The sequence below is a fragment of the Streptomyces smaragdinus genome (assembly GCF_009604385.1).
GTDB lineage: Bacteria > Actinomycetota > Actinomycetes > Streptomycetales > Streptomycetaceae > Streptomyces > Streptomyces smaragdinus.
The window spans coordinates 143,010-161,553 of record NZ_WEGJ01000006.1 but is presented as its reverse complement, the minus strand read 5'-3'; the positions used below and the strand labels follow the sequence as shown (position 1 = coordinate 161,553).

Here is an 18,544-nt window from a genome sequence, read left to right as displayed (position 1 = left end):
GTCAATCCCATGACAGATCCCACCTCCGGCACCCCCCGCCGTACCGTCCTGTGCGGAGCCGCCGCCGCTCTCCTCACCACCGGAGCGGCGACCGCGTGCTCCACGGAGACCCCGGCCCACCAGGAGAACACCGGCCCCAGGGGCGACATCGACCTCGGCGACCCGGAGGCGGTGCCGGTCGGCGGCGCGAAGCTCTACCGCACCGAGCGGGTGATCGTCAGCCGGCCGAAGGCGGACGTGTACGAGGGCCGCAGCGCCGTCTGCACCCACCAGGCGTGCGTGGTCACGGAGGTCAACGGCACCGAGGCGTACTGCGCCTGCCACGGCAGCCGCTTCGACGCGACGAACGGCGACGTCCGCCACGGCCCGGCGTCGGTTCCGCTGCCGCCGATCCCGGTCGGGGTCCGGGGCGGAAAGCTGATCGCCACCCGGGCCTGACTAACGACGCCTGCGCCGCCGCGGCGGGCGCACCAGCACCCGCCCGAAGCGCTTCGTGCCGACGAGCTCCACCCGCAGCACGACCCGCTCCCCGGCGTCCGGTGTCCGGCGCACCCGGAGCCGGGCGTGCTCCAGCGCCAGGTCGTCCGTGTTGACCACGACCCCCGGCGGAGTGATCAGCGTCAGCGTCTTGCCCTGCATGTCCACGTCGATGACCAGCGTGTCGTGGGTGATGACGGCCTCCGTGAAGTCCAGCGTCACCGCCGACCACTCGGTGTCCAGCTCCATCCGCCGGGGGACCGGCCAGCGCCCCTCGCGCGTCACCGTGCTGAACCGCCGCTCGATCCGGGCCGTGTCGTCGCCCCCGGCGCGGGCCGGGGCCGCGCTCCCGGGCAGATCCGCGGTGAGCGGGCCCAGCTCGTCGACCGTCCGCGCCGACAGGGCCGCCTCCACCCGCTCGTCCAGCTCCTCGGAGGTCAGCAGCCCGTCCCCGGCGGCGATCCGCAGCACGTCCACCACCCGGTCCCGGTCCGCGTGCGAGGCCCGCAGGGCGGGCAGCGGGCCCTTCGGCCCCCCGGCCCCCGAGTCCTGACCGCTGGGCGAGACCTCTGCCGACATCGTTCCCCCTGTTCCCGGGCCGTCGTCCGCGGCACACGGACGACGCTGACCTGAACGTCCACGCTATATCGCGACATGCCGACGGGCCAAGTCCGCCGGGAATGACTGTCGGACGCCCCCAGTAGGGTGGGGACCATGGCCGATCCCTCCACCTACCGCCCCAAGCCCGGGCAGATCCCCGACTCCCCGGGGGTGTACAGGTTCCGGGACGAGCACGGCCGGGTGATCTACGTCGGAAAGGCGAAGAGCCTCCGCCAGCGCCTCGCGTCGTACTTCCAGGACCTCGCCGGACTCCATCAGCGCACGCGCACGATGGTGACCACCGCCGCGTCCGTGGAGTGGACGGTCGTCTCCACCGAGGTCGAGGCGCTGCAGCTGGAGTACTCCTGGATCAAGGAGTACGACCCGCGGTTCAACGTCAAGTACCGCGACGACAAGAGCTATCCGTCCCTGGCCGTCACGATGAACGAGGAGTATCCGCGCGTCCTGGTGATGCGCGGCCCGAAGAAGAAGGGCGTGCGCTACTTCGGCCCGTACGGCCATGCCTGGGCGATCCGCGAGACGGTCGACCTGATGCTCCGCGCCTTCCCCGTACGCACCTGCTCCGCCGGCGTGTTCAAGCGCTCCCGCCAGATCGGCCGCCCCTGCCTCCTCGGCTACATCGGCAAGTGCTCCGCCCCCTGCGTGGACCGGATCAGCGCCGAGGAGCACCGCGAACTGGCCGAGGAGTTCTGCGACTTCATGGCCGGCCGCACGGCGGGCTACCTCAGGCGGCTCGAGACGCAGATGCGCGAGGCGTCCGAGGAGATGGAGTACGAGCGGGCCGCCCGGCTGCGCGACGACATCGAGGCGCTGCGCCACGCCATGGAGAAGAACGCCGTCGTCCTCACCGACGCCACGGACGCCGACCTGATCGCCCTCGCCGAGGACGAGCTGGAGGCCGCCGTGCAGATCTTCCACGTCCGCGGCGGCCGGGTCCGCGGCCAGCGCGGCTGGGTCACGGACAAGGTCGAGGACGTCACCTCCGCCGGCCTCGTCGAGCACGCCCTGCAGCAGCTGTACGGCGAGGAGAGCGGCGACGCCGTGCCGCGCGAGGTGCTGGTCCCGGCCCTCCCCGAGCCCGTCGCGCCGGTCCGGGAGTGGCTCGCCGGCCGCCGGGGCTCGCGCGTCGACCTGCGCATCCCGCAGCGCGGCGACAAGAAGGCGCTGATGGAGACGGTCCGGCGCAACGCCCAGCAGGCCCTCGTACTGCACAAGACCAAACGCGCCTCCGACCTCACCACGCGCTCGCGCGCCCTGGAGGAGATCGCGCAGGCCCTCGACCTGGACACGGCGCCGCTGCGCATCGAGTGCTACGACATCTCGCATCTGCAGGGCGACGACGTGGTGGGCTCGATGGTGGTCTTTGAGGACGGCCTCGTCCGCAAGAGCGAGTACCGGCGCTTCGAGATCAAGAGCTTCGCCGGCCAGGACGACGTCCGCGCGATGCACGAGGTGCTCACCCGCAGGTTCAGGCGCTATCTGGCGGACAAGGCCCGTACCGGTGAGGGCGTCGGCGAGCAGCCCGCCGACGGGACTCCCGAGGGTGAGGTCCCGGACACCACGCGGGACGAGACCGGCCGCCCGAAGAAGTTCGCCTACCCCCCGCAGCTCGTGGTCGTCGACGGCGGCCGGCCCCAGGTCGCCGCCGCCGCGAAGGCCCTGGCCGAGCTCGGCATAGACGACGTCGCCGTCTGCGGGCTCGCCAAGCGGCTGGAGGAGGTCTGGCTGCCCGGCGAGGACGACCCGGTGGTGCTGCCCCGCTCCAGCGAGGGCCTGTATCTGCTGCAGCGCGTCCGGGACGAGGCGCACCGCTTCGCCATCTCCTACCAGCGCAAGAAGCGCGCGGCGAGCATGAAGGCCGGCCCGCTGGACGACGTGCCGGGCCTGGGCGACACCCGGCGCACGGCCCTGCTCAAGCACTTCGGGTCACTCAAACGGCTCCGGGCTGCCACCATTGACCAGCTGTGCGAGGTCCCCGGCATCGGCCGCCGTACGGCCGAGGCGATCGCCGCGGCCCTGGCCAAGACCTCGCCCGCCGCTCCCGCGGTGAACACCGCCACGGGAGAGATCATGGAAGACGATTGACGCAGAGGCACGATTGACACAGCGGCCGGTACGATCCGGCGGCACGATCCACAGCAGTACGGAACCGACGACCGGGGGCAAACGGATGAACGAGCGCGACGCGGACGAGACGGACCGGACGAGCACCGAAGCGACGGCCGGCGAGGCGATCGGGGGTGCGACGATCGAGCCGGGCGAGGCGGCCGAGGCGGCGATCCCCGAGCTGGTCATCATCTCCGGGATGTCCGGCGCCGGCCGCTCCACCGCGGCCAAGTGTCTGGAGGACCTCGGCTGGTTCGTGGTGGACAATCTGCCGCCCGCGCTCATCCCCACCATGGTCGACCTCGGCGCCCGCTCCCAGGGCAACGTCGCCCGGATCGCCGTCGTCGTCGACGTCCGCGGCCGGCGCTTCTTCGACAACCTCCGCGAGTCCCTCGCCGACCTCAGCGCCAAGCACGTCACGCGGCGCACGGTGTTCCTCGAGGCGTCCGACGAGGCCCTGGTCCGCCGCTTCGAGTCCGTCCGCCGGCCGCATCCGCTGCAGGGCGACGGCCGGATCGTCGACGGCATCGCCGCCGAGCGGGACCTGCTGCGCGAGCTGCGCGGCGACGCCGACCTGGTGATCGACACCTCCTCGCTGAACGTGCACGAGCTGCGCGCCAAGCTCGACGCCCAGTTCGCGGGGGAGGACGAGCCGGAGCTGCGGGCCACGGTGATGTCCTTCGGCTACAAGTACGGCCTGCCCGTCGACGCCGACCTGGTCGTCGACTGCCGCTTCCTGCCGAACCCGCACTGGGTGCCCGAGCTGCGCCCCTTCACCGGGCTGAACGACGAGGTGGCCACGTACGTTTTCGACCAGCCCGGCGCCAAGGAGTTCCTCGACCGGTACGCCGAGCTGCTGCGCCTGATCGCCACGGGCTACCGGCGCGAGGGCAAGCGCTACGTGACCATCGCCGTCGGCTGCACGGGCGGCAAGCACCGCTCCGTCGCCATGTCGGAGCGCCTGGCGCGCCGGCTGGCCTCGGACGGCGTGGAGACGGTGATCGTCCACCGTGACATGGGACGGGAGTGAGCGCTCCCGCGCGGTCGGCAGTGGTTTCCGTCCTCCGAGGGGGACGGCGTTTCGTGAGGTGATAGTGAGGCAGCCGCTGTGACACGCAGCACCATCGGCCGGACCATCCGGCTGCGCCGCCGGGGCGCCACCCGGCGCCGGGGCGGGGCCCAGCCCAAGGTCGTCGCGCTCGGCGGCGGTATGGGCCTGTCGGCGTCCCTGGCGGCCCTGCGCCGGATCACCGGCGATCTGACGGCCGTCGTCACCGTCGCCGACGACGGCGGCTCCAGCGGCCGGCTCCGCGACGAGCTCGACGTGCTCCCGCCCGGCGATCTGCGCAAGGCCCTGGCGGCGCTGTGCGGGGACGACGACTGGGGCCAGACCTGGGCCCGGGTCATCCAGCACCGCTTCGCCTCCCGGGGCGACCTGCACGGGCACGCCGTCGGCAATCTGCTGATCGTCGCCCTGTGGGAGCAGCTCGGCGACCACGTCCAGGCCCTGGACCTGGTCGGCCGGCTCCTCGGCGCGCAGGGCAGGGTGCTCCCGATGTCCGCCGTGCCGCTGGAGCTCACCGCCGACGTCCGCGGCCTGGACAGGGCCCGCCCCGACGAGCTGTCGACCGTCCGCGGCCAGGCCAACGTGGCGCTCACCGAGGGCGAGGTCGTCGGGGTCCAGCTCGTCCCGTACGACCCGCCGGCCGTCCCGGAGGCCGTGGCGGCGGTGCTGGAGGCCGACTGGGTGATCCTCGGCCCGGGGTCCTGGTTCACCTCCGTGATCCCGCATCTGCTGGTCCCCGAGCTGCGCGACGCCCTCACGGAGACCAGGGCCCGGCGGGTGCTCTCGCTGAACCTGGCACCCCAGCCGGGAGAAACGGAAGGATTTTCCCCGCAGCGTCATGTGGAGGTTTTGGCACGACACGCCCCTAAACTCGCCTTCGACGTGGTGCTCGCCGACGAGGCGGCCGTGTCCGGCGTCCCCGACCGGGAACGGCTGCTGGCCGCCGCCGGCCGGCTCGGGGCCTCGGTCGAGCTGGCGGCGGTGGCCGCCGCCGGCAGCACGGACCGGCACGACCCGGAGCTGCTGGCAGCCGCGTACGACCGTATTTTCCGGATGCATGGAAGGATCGGCCCATGGCGATGACAGGCGCGGTGAAGGACGAGATCTCCCGCCTCCCCGTCACCCGGACCTGCTGCCGCAAGGCGGAGGTCTCCGCGACGCTGCGGTTCGCGGGCGGGCTGCACCTCGTCAGCGGCCGGATCGTGATCGAGGCCGAGCTCGACACGGGGATCGCCGCGCGCCGGCTGCGCAAGGACATCCTGGAGATCTTCGGCCACAACTCGGACCTGGTGGTGATGGCCCCCGGCGGGCTGCGCCGCGGTTCGCGGTACGTGGTGCGGGTGGTCGCCGGCGGTGACCAGCTCGCCCGGCAGACGGGCCTGGTCGACGGGCGCGGCCGGCCGATCCGCGGGCTGCCGCCCCAGGTCGTCTCCGGCGCCACCTGCGACGCGGAGGCCGCCTGGCGCGGCGCGTTCCTCGCGCACGGCTCGCTCACGGAGCCCGGCCGCTCCTCGTCGCTCGAGGTCACCTGCCCCGGCCCGGAGGCCGCCCTCGCCCTGGTCGGCGCCGCCCGGCGGCTCGGCATCCCCGGCAAGGCGCGCGAGGTGCGCGGCGTGGACCGGGTCGTCGTCCGCGACGGCGACGCGATCGGGGCGCTGCTGACCCGGCTCGGGGCGCACGAGTCGGTGCTGGCCTGGGAGGAGCGCCGGATGCGCCGCGAGGTGCGCGCCACGGCGAACCGGCTGGCGAACTTCGACGACGCCAACCTGCGCCGCTCGGCCCGCGCGGCAGTGGCCGCCGGGGCCCGGGTGCAGCGGGCGCTGGAGATCCTCGGCGAGGAGGTCCCCGAGCATCTCGCGGCGGCCGGCCGGCTGCGCATGGAGCACAAGCAGGCGTCGCTGGAGGAGCTCGGTGCCCTCGCCGATCCGCCGCTCACCAAGGACGCGGTCGCCGGCCGGATCCGCCGGCTGCTGGCGATGGCCGACAAGAAGGCCTCGGACCTCGGTATCCCGGGTACGGAGTCCAATCTGACGGAGGAAATGGTCGGTTGACGGGCATGGGCCGGGCGCCCGTGTCCGACCGATCCGTCCGGATCCGCGCGTGTGAGCGGACCCCCGCTCCATTGATCACGCAACGTGACCGGAAACCCCTTTCCGAGTGGGGTCGGGGCACCCCGCAAGGGCTTCACGAGGTAGGGTCGGAAGCGGTCGGGGACATCCCAAATCACGCTCGCCGGGCCGCACACCCGGCTACCAACGAGGAGATCGGTTCGTGACGATCCGCGTAGGCATCAACGGCTTCGGCCGTATCGGCCGCAACTACTTCCGGGCACTGCTGGAGCAGGGTGCGGACATCGAGGTCGTCGGTGTCAATGACCTGACCGACATCGCCACCCTGGTTCACCTGCTCAAGTACGACTCCATCCTGGGCCGGCTGAACCGCGAGGTCAGCCACACCGAGGACAGCATCACCGTCGACGGGCAGACGTTCCGGACGTTCGCCGAGCGCGACCCCGCCAACCTGCCCTGGGGCGAGCTGGGCGCGGACATCGTGATCGAGTCCACCGGCATCTTCACCAAGAAGGCCGACGCCGAGAAGCACATCCGGGCCGGCGCGAAGAAGGTCCTCATCTCGGCCCCGGCCAAGGACGAGGACATCACCATCGTGATGGGCGTCAACCAGGACAAGTACGACGCGGCCAGCCACCACGTCATCTCCAACGCCTCCTGCACCACCAACTGCGTGGCGCCGATGGCCAAGGTCCTCGACGAGAACTTCGGCATCGTCAAGGGCCTGATGACGACGGTCCACGCGTACACCAACGACCAGCGGATCCTTGACTTCCCGCACAAGGACCTGCGCCGCGCCCGCGCCGCCGCGGTGAACATCATCCCGACCTCGACGGGCGCCGCGAAGGCCACCGCCCTGGTCCTCCCGCAGCTCAAGGGCAAGCTGGACGGCATCGCCATGCGCGTGCCCGTGCCCACCGGCTCGGTCACCGACCTGGTCGTGGAGCTGACCCGCGAGGTCACCCGCGAGGAGGTCAACGCCGCCTTCCAGAAGGCCGCCTCCGGTCAGCTGCAGGGCATCCTGGAGTACACCGAGGACGAGATCGTCTCCTCCGACATCGTCGGCTGGCCGGCCTCGTGCACCTTCGACTCCAAGCTGACCCTGGCCCAGGGCACGCAGGTGAAGATCGTAGGCTGGTACGACAACGAGTGGGGCTACTCCCACCGTCTCGTCGACCTCACGGTCTTCGTCGGCGGGCAGCTCTGACCGTACGACCCCAGACAGTGACACGCCGGGCCCCGCAGCGGCTTCTCGAACGCCCCTGCGGGGCCCGTGTGTCGCCCCCCTGTTCACCGACTCGTGCACAAATCCGCAGTACCGGGAGTCCCCGACCATGAAGACGCTCGACGACCTCCTCGCGGAGGGCGTGACCGGCAAGCGGGTCTTCGTCCGCGCCGACCTCAACGTGCCGCTGGACGGCACCACCATCACCGACGACGGCCGGATCCGCGCCGTCGCCCCGACGATCGCCGCGCTGGCCGAGGCCGGCGCCCGGGTGATCGTCGCCTCGCACCTCGGGCGCCCCAAGGGTGCGCCCGACCCGCGGTTCTCCCTCGCCCCGGCCGCCGTGCGGCTCGGCGAGATCCTCGGGCGGCCGGTGGCCTTCGCCACCGACACCGTGGGTGAGAGCGCGAAGGCCACCGTCGCCGCCCTCGGCGACGGCGAGGTCACGCTGCTGGAGAACCTGCGCTTCAACGCCGGCGAGACGAGCAAGGACGACGCCGAGCGCGGCGCCTTCGCCGACGAGCTGGCGGCCCTGGCCGAGCTGTACGTGGGCGACGGCTTCGGCGCCGTCCACCGCAAGCACGCCTCGGTGTACGACCTGCCCGCCCGCCTCCCGCACGCCGCGGGCAGGCTCATCGCCACCGAGGTGGGCGTGCTGAAGCAGCTCACCGACGAGGTGAAGCGGCCCTACGTCGTCGTCCTCGGCGGCTCCAAGGTCTCCGACAAGCTCGCGGTGATCGACAACCTGCTCACCAAGGCCGACCGGATCCTCGTCGGCGGCGGCATGGTGTTCACCTTCCTCAGGGCCCAGGGCCACGAGGTCGGCGGCAGCCTCCTGCAGGAGGACCAGCTCCCGGCCGTCACCGAGTACCTGTCCCGGGCCAAGGAGCTCGGCGTGGAGTTCGTGCTCCCCGTCGACGTCGTCGCCGGCCCCGGCTTCCCGGACCTGAAGGCCCAGGCGGACACCGGTCCGCAGACGGTGTCCGCGCAGAACATCCCCGCGGACCTGATGGGCCTGGACATCGGCCCCGAGAGCCGCGAGCTCTTCGCCTCGAGGATCGCCGACGCCGGCACCGTGTTCTGGAACGGTCCGATGGGCGTCTTTGAACACCCCGACTACGCCGAGGGCACCCGCGCGATCGCGCAGGCGCTCGTCGACAGTCCGGCCTTCTCGGTCGTCGGCGGCGGTGACTCCGCAGCCGCGGTCCGGCTGCTGGGCTTCGACGAGAACGCGTTCGGCCACATCTCGACCGGTGGCGGCGCCTCCCTCGAATACCTCGAGGGCAAGACGCTCCCCGGCCTCGCCGCACTGGAGGACTGACCCCCATGACCCGTACGCCCCTGATGGCGGGCAACTGGAAGATGAACCTCAACCACCTCGAGGCCATCGCCCATGTCCAGAAGCTCGCCTTCGCCCTCGCGGACAAGGACTACGAGGCCGTCGAGGTCGCCGTCCTGCCGCCCTTCACCGACCTCCGGTCGGTGCAGACCCTCGTCGACGGCGATAAGCTGAAGATCAGGTACGGCGCCCAGGACATCTCGGCGCACGACTCCGGCGCGTACACCGGGGAGATCTCCGGTCCGATGCTGGCCAAGCTGAAGTGCGCGTACACGGCGATCGGCCACTCCGAGCGCCGGCAGTACCACGCCGAGTCCGACGAGATCGTGAACGCCAAGGTCAAGGCCGCGTTCAAGTACGGCATCACGCCGATCCTGTGCGTGGGCGAGGGACTGGACATCCGCAAGGCCGGCCAGCAGGTCCAGTACACGCTGAACCAGCTCGACGGCGCGCTCAAGGACATCCCCGCCGAGCAGGCGGCGACGATCGTGATCGCGTACGAGCCGGTGTGGGCCATCGGCACCGGCGAGGTCGCCACCCCCGAGGACGCGCAGGAGGTCTGCGGGGCGATCCGCGGCCGGCTCGCCGAGCTCTACAGCCAGGAACTCGCGGACGGGGTGCGGATCCAGTACGGCGGCTCGGTCAAGGCCGGGAACGTCGCCGCGATCATGGCGCAGCCGGACGTCGACGGCGCACTGGTCGGCGGGGCGGCGCTGGACGCCGACGAATTCGTCAAGATCGTGCGGTTCCGGGACCAGTAGTAGGCCCGGGAGGCCTCTTCGGCGTACCCTGTCGGGGGTCGGACCGGTCGGCGTGTCCCTGGGCACCGATTCCGCCCGGCCCCCGCTAGTCTTATAAATTTGTCCGTTCTGAGAGAGTTGGTCCAGCCGTGGTCGTGGGGTTCTCGATCGCCCTCATCATCTTCAGCGGGCTGCTGATGATGCTGGTGCTCATGCACAAGGGGAAGGGCGGCGGCCTGTCCGACATGTTCGGCGGTGGCATGCAGTCGTCCGTGGGTGGTTCGTCGGTCGCCGAGCGCAACCTTGACCGCATCACCGTCGTTGTGGGTCTGATCTGGTTTGCCATCATCGTCGTACTCGGTCTGCTGATGAAGTTCGACTAGGCGGCTTCCGCAGTACGCCGGGGTACGTAGACTGGGGCGACTCTTAGCACCATCACGCAGGGAGTAACGACCGTGGCAAGTGGCAACGCGATCCGGGGCAGCCGGGTCGGAGCGGGGCCGATGGGGGAGGCAGAGCGCGGCGAGTCCGCCCCGCGCCTCAGGGTCTCCTTCTGGTGCTCGAACGGGCACGAGACACGCCCCAGCTTTGCGAGCGACGCGCAGGTGCCGGACACGTGGGACTGCCCGCGCTGCGGGTTCCCCGCGGGGCAGGACCGGGACAATCCCCCGGACCCGCCGCGTACGGAGCCGTACAAGACGCATCTGGCGTATGTGCGCGAGCGTCGTTCGGACGCCGACGGCGAGGCGATTCTCGCCGAGGCGCTGGCGAAGCTCCGGGGCGAGATCTGACCGCGTCCTGACGGTGGCCTGACCCCATGGGGTCAGGCCATTGGCGTCCCCGGGTCCGGGCGGCGCCGGCCGGTGACCGTGGCCCAGCCGTCGCGGGTGCGGGTGCTCAGGAGTTCCGTCTCGCCCTCGGGGGTGAATTCCCCGACGGAGAGCCGGCGCCCGGGGCAGTTCTCCTTCAGCCACCGCGCCAGGTCCGCGGCCCCCAGCGGCATCGCGGGGGAGTCGGTCGCCCCGGTGACGGACCACGCCGCGGGGCCGCCGTACACCGCCTGCCCGACGCCCTCCAGCCAGCGCTGCAGTCCGCGCCGCGAGCCCGTGGACCGGGACTCGTGCAGGGCGGGGGAGAAGAGGGGCGCCGTCCAGGCCGCGGGCCGGGAGACGTCCCCCGTCACGTGGAGCTCCGGGGCGCCGGGGCGGGAGAGGCGCAGCGTCGCGCGCCGGTGCTCTATCCGCAGGACGCGCAGCGTCGTCCCGCGCCGGTACGAGGCCCGCTCCGGCGGCGCGCCGTCGTCCGCCGGGGCGCCCCAGGCCGCCGCCAGCCCGGCGAGGGCGTGCGCCAGCTCGCGGGACGTGGCCGCCGGATACGTACGGAGCACCGCCGGATGGCAGCCCAGGGCGGCGTCCACCGGGATCCGGGACGGGTCGGCGGCGACGGAGACCACGGTCGTCGGGTTGACCACGCTCTCCCGGGAGGTCAGCGTGTCCACGCACACCGTGACCGTGTCCGGGCCGCTGAGCAGGCCCGTCGCCAGCGGGACGGGAAACGGCTCCGTGGAGCGGTCCGGGACCTCCACCGGCGCCGGGAACAGCGGCGCCAGCTGGTCCAGCCAGGCGCCGAGCTCCGCCGGGGAGCGGACGGGCGCCGCCAGCTTCACCGGGCCGTCCGGGGTGTACGTCGCCCGGTGACCGGAGCCGCGGCCGTCCGCGGCGCGTCCGGTCACCGCGAGGATGTCGGCCGTGGGCGCCGTCAGCGTCATCCCGCGGGAGAAGGACACGTACAGCCGGCCGACCCCGTCCGCCGTCAGCAGCTCGGCGACCCCGCGGGCGTCCAGCCCGGAGCCGAGCCCCATGCCGTAGGGATGGTCCGGCCACACCGCCGGACCGGACAGCTCGAACGTCCCGGGGCCGAACACGAGCCGCTGCACCCGCTCGATCCACTCGGCCATCGGACCGTCGCCGGTCCGCCAGCGCAGTACCTCCATGGCGTGCTCCCTCCCCCGGAAAACGCTGCTTGGCGGGTGATCGTAGCGGTACGGCCGGTGAGCGCCGACAGGCGGGCACGACAACTGAGGCCCCCCGATAGGGCATTCGCCCGAGGCACGCGGCCCGGGCGGGCTGTTGGCTGCGTCCATGACGACTGAGACGACCGGTACGGCGCCGGTGCTGCGGTGGCGCGGGGGATTCGGACGGCTGTGGAGCGCGGCGGTCGTGTCGCGGTTCGGGGACGCGCTGCGCGGTGCCGCGCTGCCGCTGCTCGCCGTACGGCTCACGGACTCGCCGCTGCTCGTCTCCCTGGTGGCCGCCGCCCAGTTCCTGCCCTGGCTGCTGTTCGGGCTGCTCGGCGGCGCCGTCGCCGACCGCGTCGACCAGCGCCGGGCGATGGCGGCGGTCGACGCGGTACGGGCCGTGCTGACGGCGGCCTTCGCGGTCGCCGTATGGGCGGGGGAGGCGCGGATCTGGCTGCTGCTGGTGCTGGCGTTCGCCCTCACCACCCTGCAGACGGTGTTCGACAACGCCGCCACCGCCCTGCTGCCCGCCGTCGTCCCCCGCGAGCTGCTGGCCAGGGCCAACGGGCGGCTGCTGACCGGCCAGGAGGTCGCGTACCGCTTCGTGGGCGGTCCCCTCGTACCCCTGCTGCTGGGCGCCGGGCTCGCCCTCCCGTACGCCGTGGACGCGGTGAGCTTCGCGCTGGCGGCGGCACTTGTCGCCGGTGTCCCCACCGCCCGTACCCCCGCGCCCGCCGGCCGCACCCTGCGCGGCGACGTCGCCGAGGGGCTGCGCGCGCTGTGGGGGGACCGGACGCTGCGGGCCGTCGGGGTGTCGGCCGTCGTCTGCAACGCCGCCGTGGGCATGGTGATCGGGGTGCTCGTCGTGCACATCACCGGCTGGCTGGGCGCGGGCGCCACCGGGTACGCCGTCGTCCTCACCGCGTACGGCGCCGGGATGGTGGCCGCCGGCCCGCTCGCCGAACGGCTGGGGCGGATCCGTGCGCTGCCGGCCGCGATCGCGGCGCAGGCGGCGGCCCTCGCGGTCTTCGGCACCGTACGGTCCCTGCCCGTCGCGGCCGTCGCGCTCGCGGTGTTCGGCTTCGCCGGGATGCTGACGATGGTTGTGGAGGTCACCGTCCTCCAGGAGCGCGCCCCCGCCGCCCTCTTGGGCAGGGTCAGCGCCGCCTTCCGTACGGCGACGATCGCCGGCACCCCGCTGGGCGCGGTCGCGGCCGGCGGGGTCGCCGAACTGTGGCCGCTCAACACGCCGGTGCTGGTGGCGGCGGTGCTGATGGCGTGCGGCGCCGTACCCCTGGTGGTCGCCGCACGTTCGATCGCGAGGATTTAGGGTTGAGGCATGCCCGAGAAGACATCCAGCATCAGGCTCGACCAGACTCCCGAATGGAACGCTCTCGCCCGGCACCGCGAGGAGTTCGGGACCACCCAGCTGCGGGAGCTGTTCGCCGCCGACCCCGAGCGCGCCGACCGCTACACCGTCCAGGTCGGGGATCTGCTGCTCGACTACTCCAAGAACCTGGTGACCGACGAGACGCTGCGGCTGCTGCGCGAACTCGCCGCCGCCACCGGCGTCGCCGGCCTGCGGGACGCCATGTTCCGCGGCGAGAAGATCAACGTCACCGAGGACCGGGCGGTGCTGCACACCGCGCTGCGGGCACCGCACGCCGAGCGCGTCGAGGTGGACGGCGTGAACGTGGTGGAGGGCGTGCACCATGTCCTCACCCGGATGGGCACGTTCGCCGACCGGATCCGCTCCGGCGACTGGCACGGGCACACCGGCCGGCCCATCACCTCCGTCGTCAACATCGGCATCGGCGGTTCCGACCTGGGCCCGGCGATGGCGTACGAGGTGCTGCGCCCGTACACCGCCCGCGAGCTGACGTTCCGCTTCGTGTCCAACGTGGACGGCGCCGACCTGCACGAGGCCGTGCGGGACCTGGACCCGGAGACGACGCTGTTCGTCGTCGCGTCCAAGACGTTCACCACCATCGAGACGATCACCAACGCCACCGCCGCCCGCGACTGGCTGCTGAAGGGCCTCGGCGCCGGCCAGGAGGCCGTCGCGAAGCACTTCGTCGCCCTGTCGACGAACGCGGAGAAGGTCTCCGAGTTCGGCATCGACACGGAGAACATGTTCGAGTTCTGGGACTGGGTCGGCGGCCGCTACTCGTACGACTCGGCGATCGGCCTCTCCCTGATGATCGCCATCGGCCCGGACCGCTTCCGCGAGATGCTGGCCGGCTTCCGGCTGGTCGACGAACACTTCCGCACCGCCCCGCCCGAGGCCAACGCGCCGCTGCTGCTCGGCCTCCTCGGCGTCTGGTACGGCGGCTTCTTCGACGCGCAGGCACACGCGGTGCTGCCGTACAGCCACTACCTCTCCAAGTTCACCGCCTACCTCCAGCAGCTGGACATGGAGTCCAACGGCAAGTCCGTGGACCTCGACGGCCGCCCCGTCGCCTGGCAGACCGGACCGGTGGTCTGGGGTACGCCCGGCACCAACGGCCAGCACGCCTACTACCAGCTGCTCCACCAGGGCACCAAGGTCATCCCGGCCGACCTGCTCGGCTTCGCCCGGCCGATCGCGGAGCTCGGGCCGTTCGGCGAGCAGCACGACCTGCTGATGGCCAACCTGTTCGCCCAGGGCCAGGCGCTCGCCTTCGGGAAGACGGCGGACGAGGTACGGGCCGAGGGCGTCGCGGAGGACCTCGTCCCGCACCGCACGTTCCGCGGCAACCACCCCACGACGACCATCCTGGCCTCCGAGCTTTCGCCGTCGGTGCTGGGGCAGCTCGTCGCGCTGTACGAGCACAAGGTGTTCGTCCAGGGCGCCGTGTGGCAGATCAACTCCTTCGACCAGTGGGGCGTGGAGCTGGGCAAGGTCCTCGCCAAGCGCATCGAGCCCGCGCTGACCGAGGGCGCGGAGGTCGAGGGGCTGGACACCTCGACGCAGGCGCTGGTGGACCGCTACCGGTCGCTGCGCAACCGCTGACGGCGCGAAGAAGCCTCCGCCGGGACCACCGGCGGAGGCTTCTTTCCGTACGCGTTACGCCGACCGGCGGATGCGACCCTCGTACTTGGCCTCCAGGGCCTTGTTGTGCTCGTCGCCCGCCGGGATGTTGGCCGACAGATACACCGGCGGCGTGACCCCCGCCGCCAGCAGCAGCTTGATGGTCTCCGCGACGATCTGCTGCACCAGGAACGCGCCCGTGATCGACGACACCGCGCACGCCGTGCCGCCGCCCGGCAGCTCCAGCAGCGAGTCGCCGAACGGCGCGCCGTTGTCCAGCACGATGTCCGCGAAGTCCGGCAGCCGCTTGCCCGACGGATGCCGCGACGGAGTCTTCGCGCCGTGCGCGGTGGACGTGATGGCGATCAGCGGATGCCCGTGCTCCTTCACGATGCCCGCCATCTCCACGATCGAGCCGTTGATCCCGGAGTTGGACGCGATCACGAACACGTCCTGCGGCTGCGCCCCGGACAGCTCGTACAGCTTGCGGGCCGTCGCCGGATCGCGCTCCAGCAGCGGGTCGGTGATGAACTCCTTCGGCTTGTCGCCGCGCAGCACCACGTCCCGCAGCGACACCTTGTTCGTCGGTACGAACCCGCCCGCCCGGCCGGAGATCTCCGTGGCCAGGGCCTCCGAGTGGCCGGTGCCGAACGCCTGGATCACGCCGTCCTTCTGCAGCGAGTCCGCCCACAGGGCGGCGGTGGCCAGCACGCCCTCGCGCTGCGTCTCGCTGACCCGGCGGACCGTCTCCAGGGCGGCGGTGGTGAATGCGTCGGCGTCGATCGTCTGCCCGGTCATACCCAACTCCGGTTCGGTGCGGTGAACAATTTTTCTCTGCCGAAAGCTCAATCTGCGGGATCCACGCCGGATTCGTCAAGGTCTTGACAGAGATATGGCGCAGCGGTGAAGAATTCTTCTTCGTGAGCCAGATCGTCGACCGTATCCGGGAGCTCGAGCCCGGCCTCCCCGAGGCCCAGCGCACCCTGGCCGCCCTGATCCTCGCGGATCCGGGGGCCGTCGCCGCGCGCACCATCCTCGAACTCGCCGAGACCGCCGGGGTGTCCACCGGCAGCATCACCCGGCTGTGCCGCACCCTGGGCCTGGCCGGCTACTCCCAGCTGCGCCTGGCACTCGCCGCCGCCGACCCGGCCCGTACGGTGTCCCGCACCTGGCAGGGCGGTATCGGGGCGGCGATCAGTGAGCACGACGCGCTGGACCGGGTCGCCGAGGCCGTGGTCGCCGCGGTCGCCGGGGTGGTCGCGGAGGCGGTGCGCGGGCTGGACCTGCGGGTGCTGGAGGAGGTGGCGCTGCGGATCGCGGCCGCGCGGCGCGTGGAGCTGTTCGGCGTGGGCGGCAGCGGTACGACGGCCGCCGAGTTCCAGCAGCGGCTGTACGGCATCGGCATCCCCGCCTGGATCTGGACGGACGCCCATATCGCGCTGACCGGCGCCGCGTTGCTCGGCCCCGACGACGTGGTGGTCGCCGTCTCGCACACCGGCGCCACCCGCGAGCCCCGCGACGTCCTGGCCGAGGCCGCCTCCCGCGGTGCCACCACCGTCGCGGTGACCAACGACCCCGACGCCCCCCTCGCCCGCCACGCCGACCTGGCCCTGGCCACCCGGGTGCGGGCGACGGGCGTCAGCTCCGCGGCGCTCGCCCGGCACGCGCAGATGGCGGTGTTCGACGTGCTGCACATCGCGGTGGCGCAGCGGACGTACGACAGGACGACGCAGGCGATGGCGGCGTCGCAGGAGGCGGTACGCCCGTACCGGGACGCGCGGTGACGGGCCTCGTCATCGGCATCGACGCGGGCGGTACGAGCCTGCGCGCCGCCGTCGCTCCCGCCGGCGGCGGACCGCTGCTGGCCACCGCCGCCACCGGCCCGGGCAACGCCCGTTCGGTCCCGGCGGACGTGCTGGCCGAGCGGCTGACGCGGGTGGTCGGCGACGTGCTGCGGGGGCGGGACCCCGCCGCGGTACGGGCCGTGGTCGCCGGTTTCGCCGGCGGCGGTGGCCCGGGCCAGGCCAACGACCCCGGCCAGCGGGCGGCGGTGGGGGGTGTCCGGGCGGCGCTGGAGGCGCACGGGGTGCGGGGTGCGGCGGTCGAGGTGATCGGCGACGTGGACGTGGCGTTCGCCGGGGCGCCCGGTCCCCCCGCGGACGGCATCGTCATGATCGCGGGCACCGGCGCGGGGGCGGCCCGCATCACCGCCCGCCGGCTGGTGGCCGCGGCGGACGGCTGCGGGTGGCTGGCCGGTGACGACGGCAGCGGGTTCTGGGTGGCGCGCGAGGGCGTGCGCCGCTCCCTGCGCGCCCTCGACGGCCGTGGCCCGGCGACGGCCCTGGCGCTGCTGCTGGCCCGGGCGTTCGGCTTCACCACCGCGGACCCGGCCCCGGAGCGCCTGCGCCTGGCGCTGGTCGACGGCGCCCTGGCGTGCGACCCCCCGGTGCTCCTGGCCCGGCACAGCAGGACGGTCGTGGAGGCGGCGGCCGCGGGCGACGCGGTGGCGGGGGCGATCCTGGACGACGCGGCGGACCTCCTCCTGGAGTGCGTCACGGCCCTGACCCCGGCCCCCGGGGAGGCCCTGGTGACGGTCGGCGGCCTGATCGGCACCGGCGGCCCCCTGCTGCCCCGCCTGACGAAGCGCCTCGCCTCGCTGGGCCTCACCCCGCACCCGGTCCCGGACGGCCTCCCGGGAGCGGTGGCGCTGGCCCGGCTGGCGGCGCGGGGGTCAGCGTAGGACGGCCGACAGCAGGTCCGTACCCAGCGCCGTCAGATCGGACAGGTTCAGGCTGTACCGCACATAACGCCCGTCCCGCCGCCCCGTGAGCAGCCCCGCCCGCCGCAGCACGGCGAGATGCCGGGACACCTCCGGCGCCGTCAGATCCCAGAAGCCGGCCAGCTCCCCGGTGGTGTGCGGCCCGCGCGCCAGCGTACGCAGCAGCCGCAGCCGTACGGGATGGGCGAGCGCCTCCAGCCGCAGGGTGACCGTCTCCAGCGGCACCGGATCACCCGGCTCGGGCTCGGCGACGGGATACTGCACCACCGGATGCCACCCCGGCGCATGGACCGCGACGAGATGCGGGCGCCCGAAGACGCTGGGGATGAAGGTGACCCCGGCACCACGCGCGACGGTGGCCTTGTCCTGCACCTTGTCCACGACGATGCGCCCACCGTCCGCCGCCAGCGTGACCGCACCGGAGACCGAGGCGAGCGCGGCCGCCGGCCCCCGCCGCCTGAGCAGCTCGTTCTTCAGCCGCAGATCATCGGCGATCCGCACGGCGACACCTGCCCACGCCCGCTCGAAGAAGGCCCCGGCACACTCCTCGAGGGTCTCCCGCACCCGCGCCCGCACAGCACCCGGATCCGCCAGCAGCCGCTCCGCGAACGCCTCCTGCAACGCACCCCGGGCCTGCGCCACCTCCAGCGCCCGCTCCCGCGCCACGGCGTCGGTGAGCGGCGACGCCCCCCGGAAATGCACCCGGCTGCTCCCGCACGTGGTGACGAGCGCGGCGGTCACATACGTCTCGTCGGAGATCAGATCCACGTCGTCCAACTCCTCGGCGAGAGTGGGCCGCGGCCTCGCCGGGAGCAGGAAATCGGCCTGCGACGACCGCCAGAGAAACTCCGCCTCCCGCAACCGCTCGGCCAACTCGGGCAGCAACCCGGCCCACACATCCGCGGCCCACCCCGCGAACAGCGGATGATGCCCCGGCTCGGCCAGCACATGCAGCATCGCGGTCAACTCGGCCAGCGGTGAGGCGGCGAACCGTACGGGCTCACCCCCCACACCGCTGACATCGATCCTCAGCGTCATGCCCCCATCATCACCACCCGCGCAACGACCACCCCCGTCGATTGACGGTGAACGTCA

At 72.7% G+C, this 18,544-nt stretch carries 18 protein-coding genes; 14 read left to right on the top strand and 4 right to left on the bottom strand.

Translation table 11 applies throughout. The features are described from left to right. Positions 1–9 precede the first annotated feature (9 nt). A complete protein-coding gene (locus tag SRB5_RS12725; protein WP_153452034.1) occupies positions 10–438 on the top strand; it encodes a QcrA and Rieske domain-containing protein in 429 nt (142 codons plus the stop codon). Here SRB5_RS12725 and SRB5_RS12720 read toward each other — a convergent pair whose 3' ends face one another. Beyond that, a complete protein-coding gene (locus SRB5_RS12720) occupies positions 439–1,056 on the bottom strand; it encodes a DUF1707 SHOCT-like domain-containing protein (RefSeq protein ID WP_153451927.1) in 618 nt (205 codons plus the stop codon). It abuts the gene before it with no gap. A gap of 135 nt (positions 1,057–1,191) precedes the next feature. Here SRB5_RS12720 and uvrC point away from each other — a divergent pair, with 135 nt between their 5' ends. The 9 genes from uvrC (at position 1,192) to SRB5_RS12675 (ending at position 10,434) form a co-directional block, all read left to right on the top strand. Next, positions 1,192–3,183 (top strand): excinuclease ABC subunit UvrC, encoded by a 1,992-nt coding sequence (gene uvrC, locus SRB5_RS12715; protein WP_153451925.1) that lies wholly within the window; start codon positions 1,192–1,194, stop codon positions 3,181–3,183. An 85-nt stretch (positions 3,184–3,268) separates the two neighbouring features. Then, positions 3,269–4,234, top strand: coding sequence for an RNase adapter RapZ (gene rapZ / locus SRB5_RS12710; RefSeq protein ID WP_153451923.1), 966 nt, complete (start codon positions 3,269–3,271; stop codon positions 4,232–4,234). A gap of 78 nt (positions 4,235–4,312) precedes the next feature. Then, positions 4,313–5,353, top strand: a complete 1,041-nt coding sequence (locus SRB5_RS12705; RefSeq protein WP_323377821.1) for a gluconeogenesis factor YvcK family protein — start codon at positions 4,313–4,315, stop codon at positions 5,351–5,353. Continuing rightward, complete coding sequence (gene whiA / locus SRB5_RS12700; protein WP_153451921.1) at positions 5,344–6,321, top strand: DNA-binding protein WhiA; 978 nt, start codon at positions 5,344–5,346, stop codon at positions 6,319–6,321. The genes SRB5_RS12705 and whiA overlap by 10 nt, the downstream gene beginning before the upstream one ends. 220 nt (positions 6,322–6,541) lie before the next feature. Continuing rightward, positions 6,542–7,546 carry a type I glyceraldehyde-3-phosphate dehydrogenase gene (gene gap / locus SRB5_RS12695; RefSeq protein WP_323377820.1) on the top strand — a complete coding sequence of 335 codons (1,005 nt, stop codon included), beginning with the start codon at positions 6,542–6,544 and terminating at the stop codon, positions 7,544–7,546. A 127-nt stretch (positions 7,547–7,673) separates the two neighbouring features. Further along, on the top strand, positions 7,674–8,885 hold the full coding sequence (locus SRB5_RS12690; RefSeq protein WP_153451920.1) for a phosphoglycerate kinase: 1,212 nt from the start codon (positions 7,674–7,676) through the stop codon (positions 8,883–8,885). 5 nt (positions 8,886–8,890) lie between these two features. Beyond that, positions 8,891–9,664 carry a triose-phosphate isomerase gene (tpiA, locus tag SRB5_RS12685; protein ID WP_153451918.1) on the top strand — a complete coding sequence of 258 codons (774 nt, stop codon included), beginning with the start codon at positions 8,891–8,893 and terminating at the stop codon, positions 9,662–9,664. A gap of 134 nt (positions 9,665–9,798) precedes the next feature. Next, a complete protein-coding gene (secG, locus tag SRB5_RS12680) occupies positions 9,799–10,026 on the top strand; it encodes a preprotein translocase subunit SecG (RefSeq protein ID WP_323377819.1) in 228 nt (75 codons plus the stop codon). A 72-nt stretch (positions 10,027–10,098) separates the two neighbouring features. Beyond that, positions 10,099–10,434 carry an RNA polymerase-binding protein RbpA gene (locus SRB5_RS12675; protein ID WP_323377818.1) on the top strand — a complete coding sequence of 112 codons (336 nt, stop codon included), beginning with the start codon at positions 10,099–10,101 and terminating at the stop codon, positions 10,432–10,434. A 32-nt stretch (positions 10,435–10,466) separates the two neighbouring features. Here the strand turns inward: SRB5_RS12675 and SRB5_RS12670 are convergent, their stop codons facing one another. Continuing rightward, the gene (locus tag SRB5_RS12670; protein ID WP_153451916.1) at positions 10,467–11,636 is read right to left on the bottom strand and encodes a hypothetical protein; all 1,170 of its coding nucleotides are present in this window, start codon (positions 11,634–11,636) and stop codon (positions 10,467–10,469) included. Between the two features lie 148 nt (positions 11,637–11,784). Here SRB5_RS12670 and SRB5_RS12665 point away from each other — a divergent pair, with 148 nt between their 5' ends. Further along, positions 11,785–12,990 carry an MFS transporter gene (locus SRB5_RS12665; protein WP_153451914.1) on the top strand — a complete coding sequence of 402 codons (1,206 nt, stop codon included), beginning with the start codon at positions 11,785–11,787 and terminating at the stop codon, positions 12,988–12,990. Between the two features lie 9 nt (positions 12,991–12,999). Beyond that, on the top strand, positions 13,000–14,652 hold the full coding sequence (gene pgi / locus SRB5_RS12660) for a glucose-6-phosphate isomerase (protein ID WP_153451913.1): 1,653 nt from the start codon (positions 13,000–13,002) through the stop codon (positions 14,650–14,652). A gap of 54 nt (positions 14,653–14,706) precedes the next feature. Here the strand turns inward: pgi and SRB5_RS12655 are convergent, their stop codons facing one another. Continuing rightward, on the bottom strand, positions 14,707–15,468 hold the full coding sequence (locus SRB5_RS12655) for a sugar isomerase domain-containing protein (RefSeq protein WP_153451911.1): 762 nt from the start codon (positions 15,466–15,468) through the stop codon (positions 14,707–14,709). Between the two features lie 122 nt (positions 15,469–15,590). Here SRB5_RS12655 and SRB5_RS12650 point away from each other — a divergent pair, with 122 nt between their 5' ends. Next, entirely contained in the window at positions 15,591–16,454 is an 864-nt protein-coding gene (locus tag SRB5_RS12650) for a MurR/RpiR family transcriptional regulator (protein WP_194292911.1), read from the top strand. Then, entirely contained in the window at positions 16,451–17,410 is a 960-nt protein-coding gene (locus SRB5_RS12645) for a BadF/BadG/BcrA/BcrD ATPase family protein (protein ID WP_323377817.1), read from the top strand. Before SRB5_RS12650 ends, SRB5_RS12645 begins: the two co-directional genes overlap by 4 nt. On the opposite strand, the gene SRB5_RS12640 is transcribed toward SRB5_RS12645, so the two are convergent. Continuing rightward, a complete protein-coding gene (locus SRB5_RS12640; protein WP_153451909.1) occupies positions 17,402–18,487 on the bottom strand; it encodes a DUF5937 family protein in 1,086 nt (361 codons plus the stop codon). The genes SRB5_RS12645 and SRB5_RS12640 overlap by 9 nt on opposite strands. Positions 18,488–18,544 lie beyond the last annotated feature (57 nt).

Coding starts and splice junctions, on each gene's coding strand:
- rapZ (WP_153451923.1), top strand. CDS start 3,269: ATGAACGAGCGCGACGCGGACGAGACGGACCGGACGAGCACCGAAGCG.
- whiA (WP_153451921.1), top strand. CDS start 5,344: ATGGCGATGACAGGCGCGGTGAAGGACGAGATCTCCCGCCTCCCCGTC.
- SRB5_RS12725 (WP_153452034.1), top strand. CDS start 10: ATGACAGATCCCACCTCCGGCACCCCCCGCCGTACCGTCCTGTGCGGA.
- tpiA (WP_153451918.1), top strand. CDS start 8,891: ATGACCCGTACGCCCCTGATGGCGGGCAACTGGAAGATGAACCTCAAC.
- uvrC (WP_153451925.1), top strand. CDS start 1,192: ATGGCCGATCCCTCCACCTACCGCCCCAAGCCCGGGCAGATCCCCGAC.
- SRB5_RS12665 (WP_153451914.1), top strand. CDS start 11,785: ATGACGACTGAGACGACCGGTACGGCGCCGGTGCTGCGGTGGCGCGGG.
- SRB5_RS12655 (WP_153451911.1), bottom strand. CDS start 15,468: ATGACCGGGCAGACGATCGACGCCGACGCATTCACCACCGCCGCCCTG.
- SRB5_RS12640 (WP_153451909.1), bottom strand. CDS start 18,487: ATGACGCTGAGGATCGATGTCAGCGGTGTGGGGGGTGAGCCCGTACGG.
- SRB5_RS12690 (WP_153451920.1), top strand. CDS start 7,674: ATGAAGACGCTCGACGACCTCCTCGCGGAGGGCGTGACCGGCAAGCGG.
- SRB5_RS12720 (WP_153451927.1), bottom strand. CDS start 1,056: ATGTCGGCAGAGGTCTCGCCCAGCGGTCAGGACTCGGGGGCCGGGGGG.
- pgi (WP_153451913.1), top strand. CDS start 13,000: ATGCCCGAGAAGACATCCAGCATCAGGCTCGACCAGACTCCCGAATGG.
- SRB5_RS12670 (WP_153451916.1), bottom strand. CDS start 11,636: ATGGAGGTACTGCGCTGGCGGACCGGCGACGGTCCGATGGCCGAGTGG.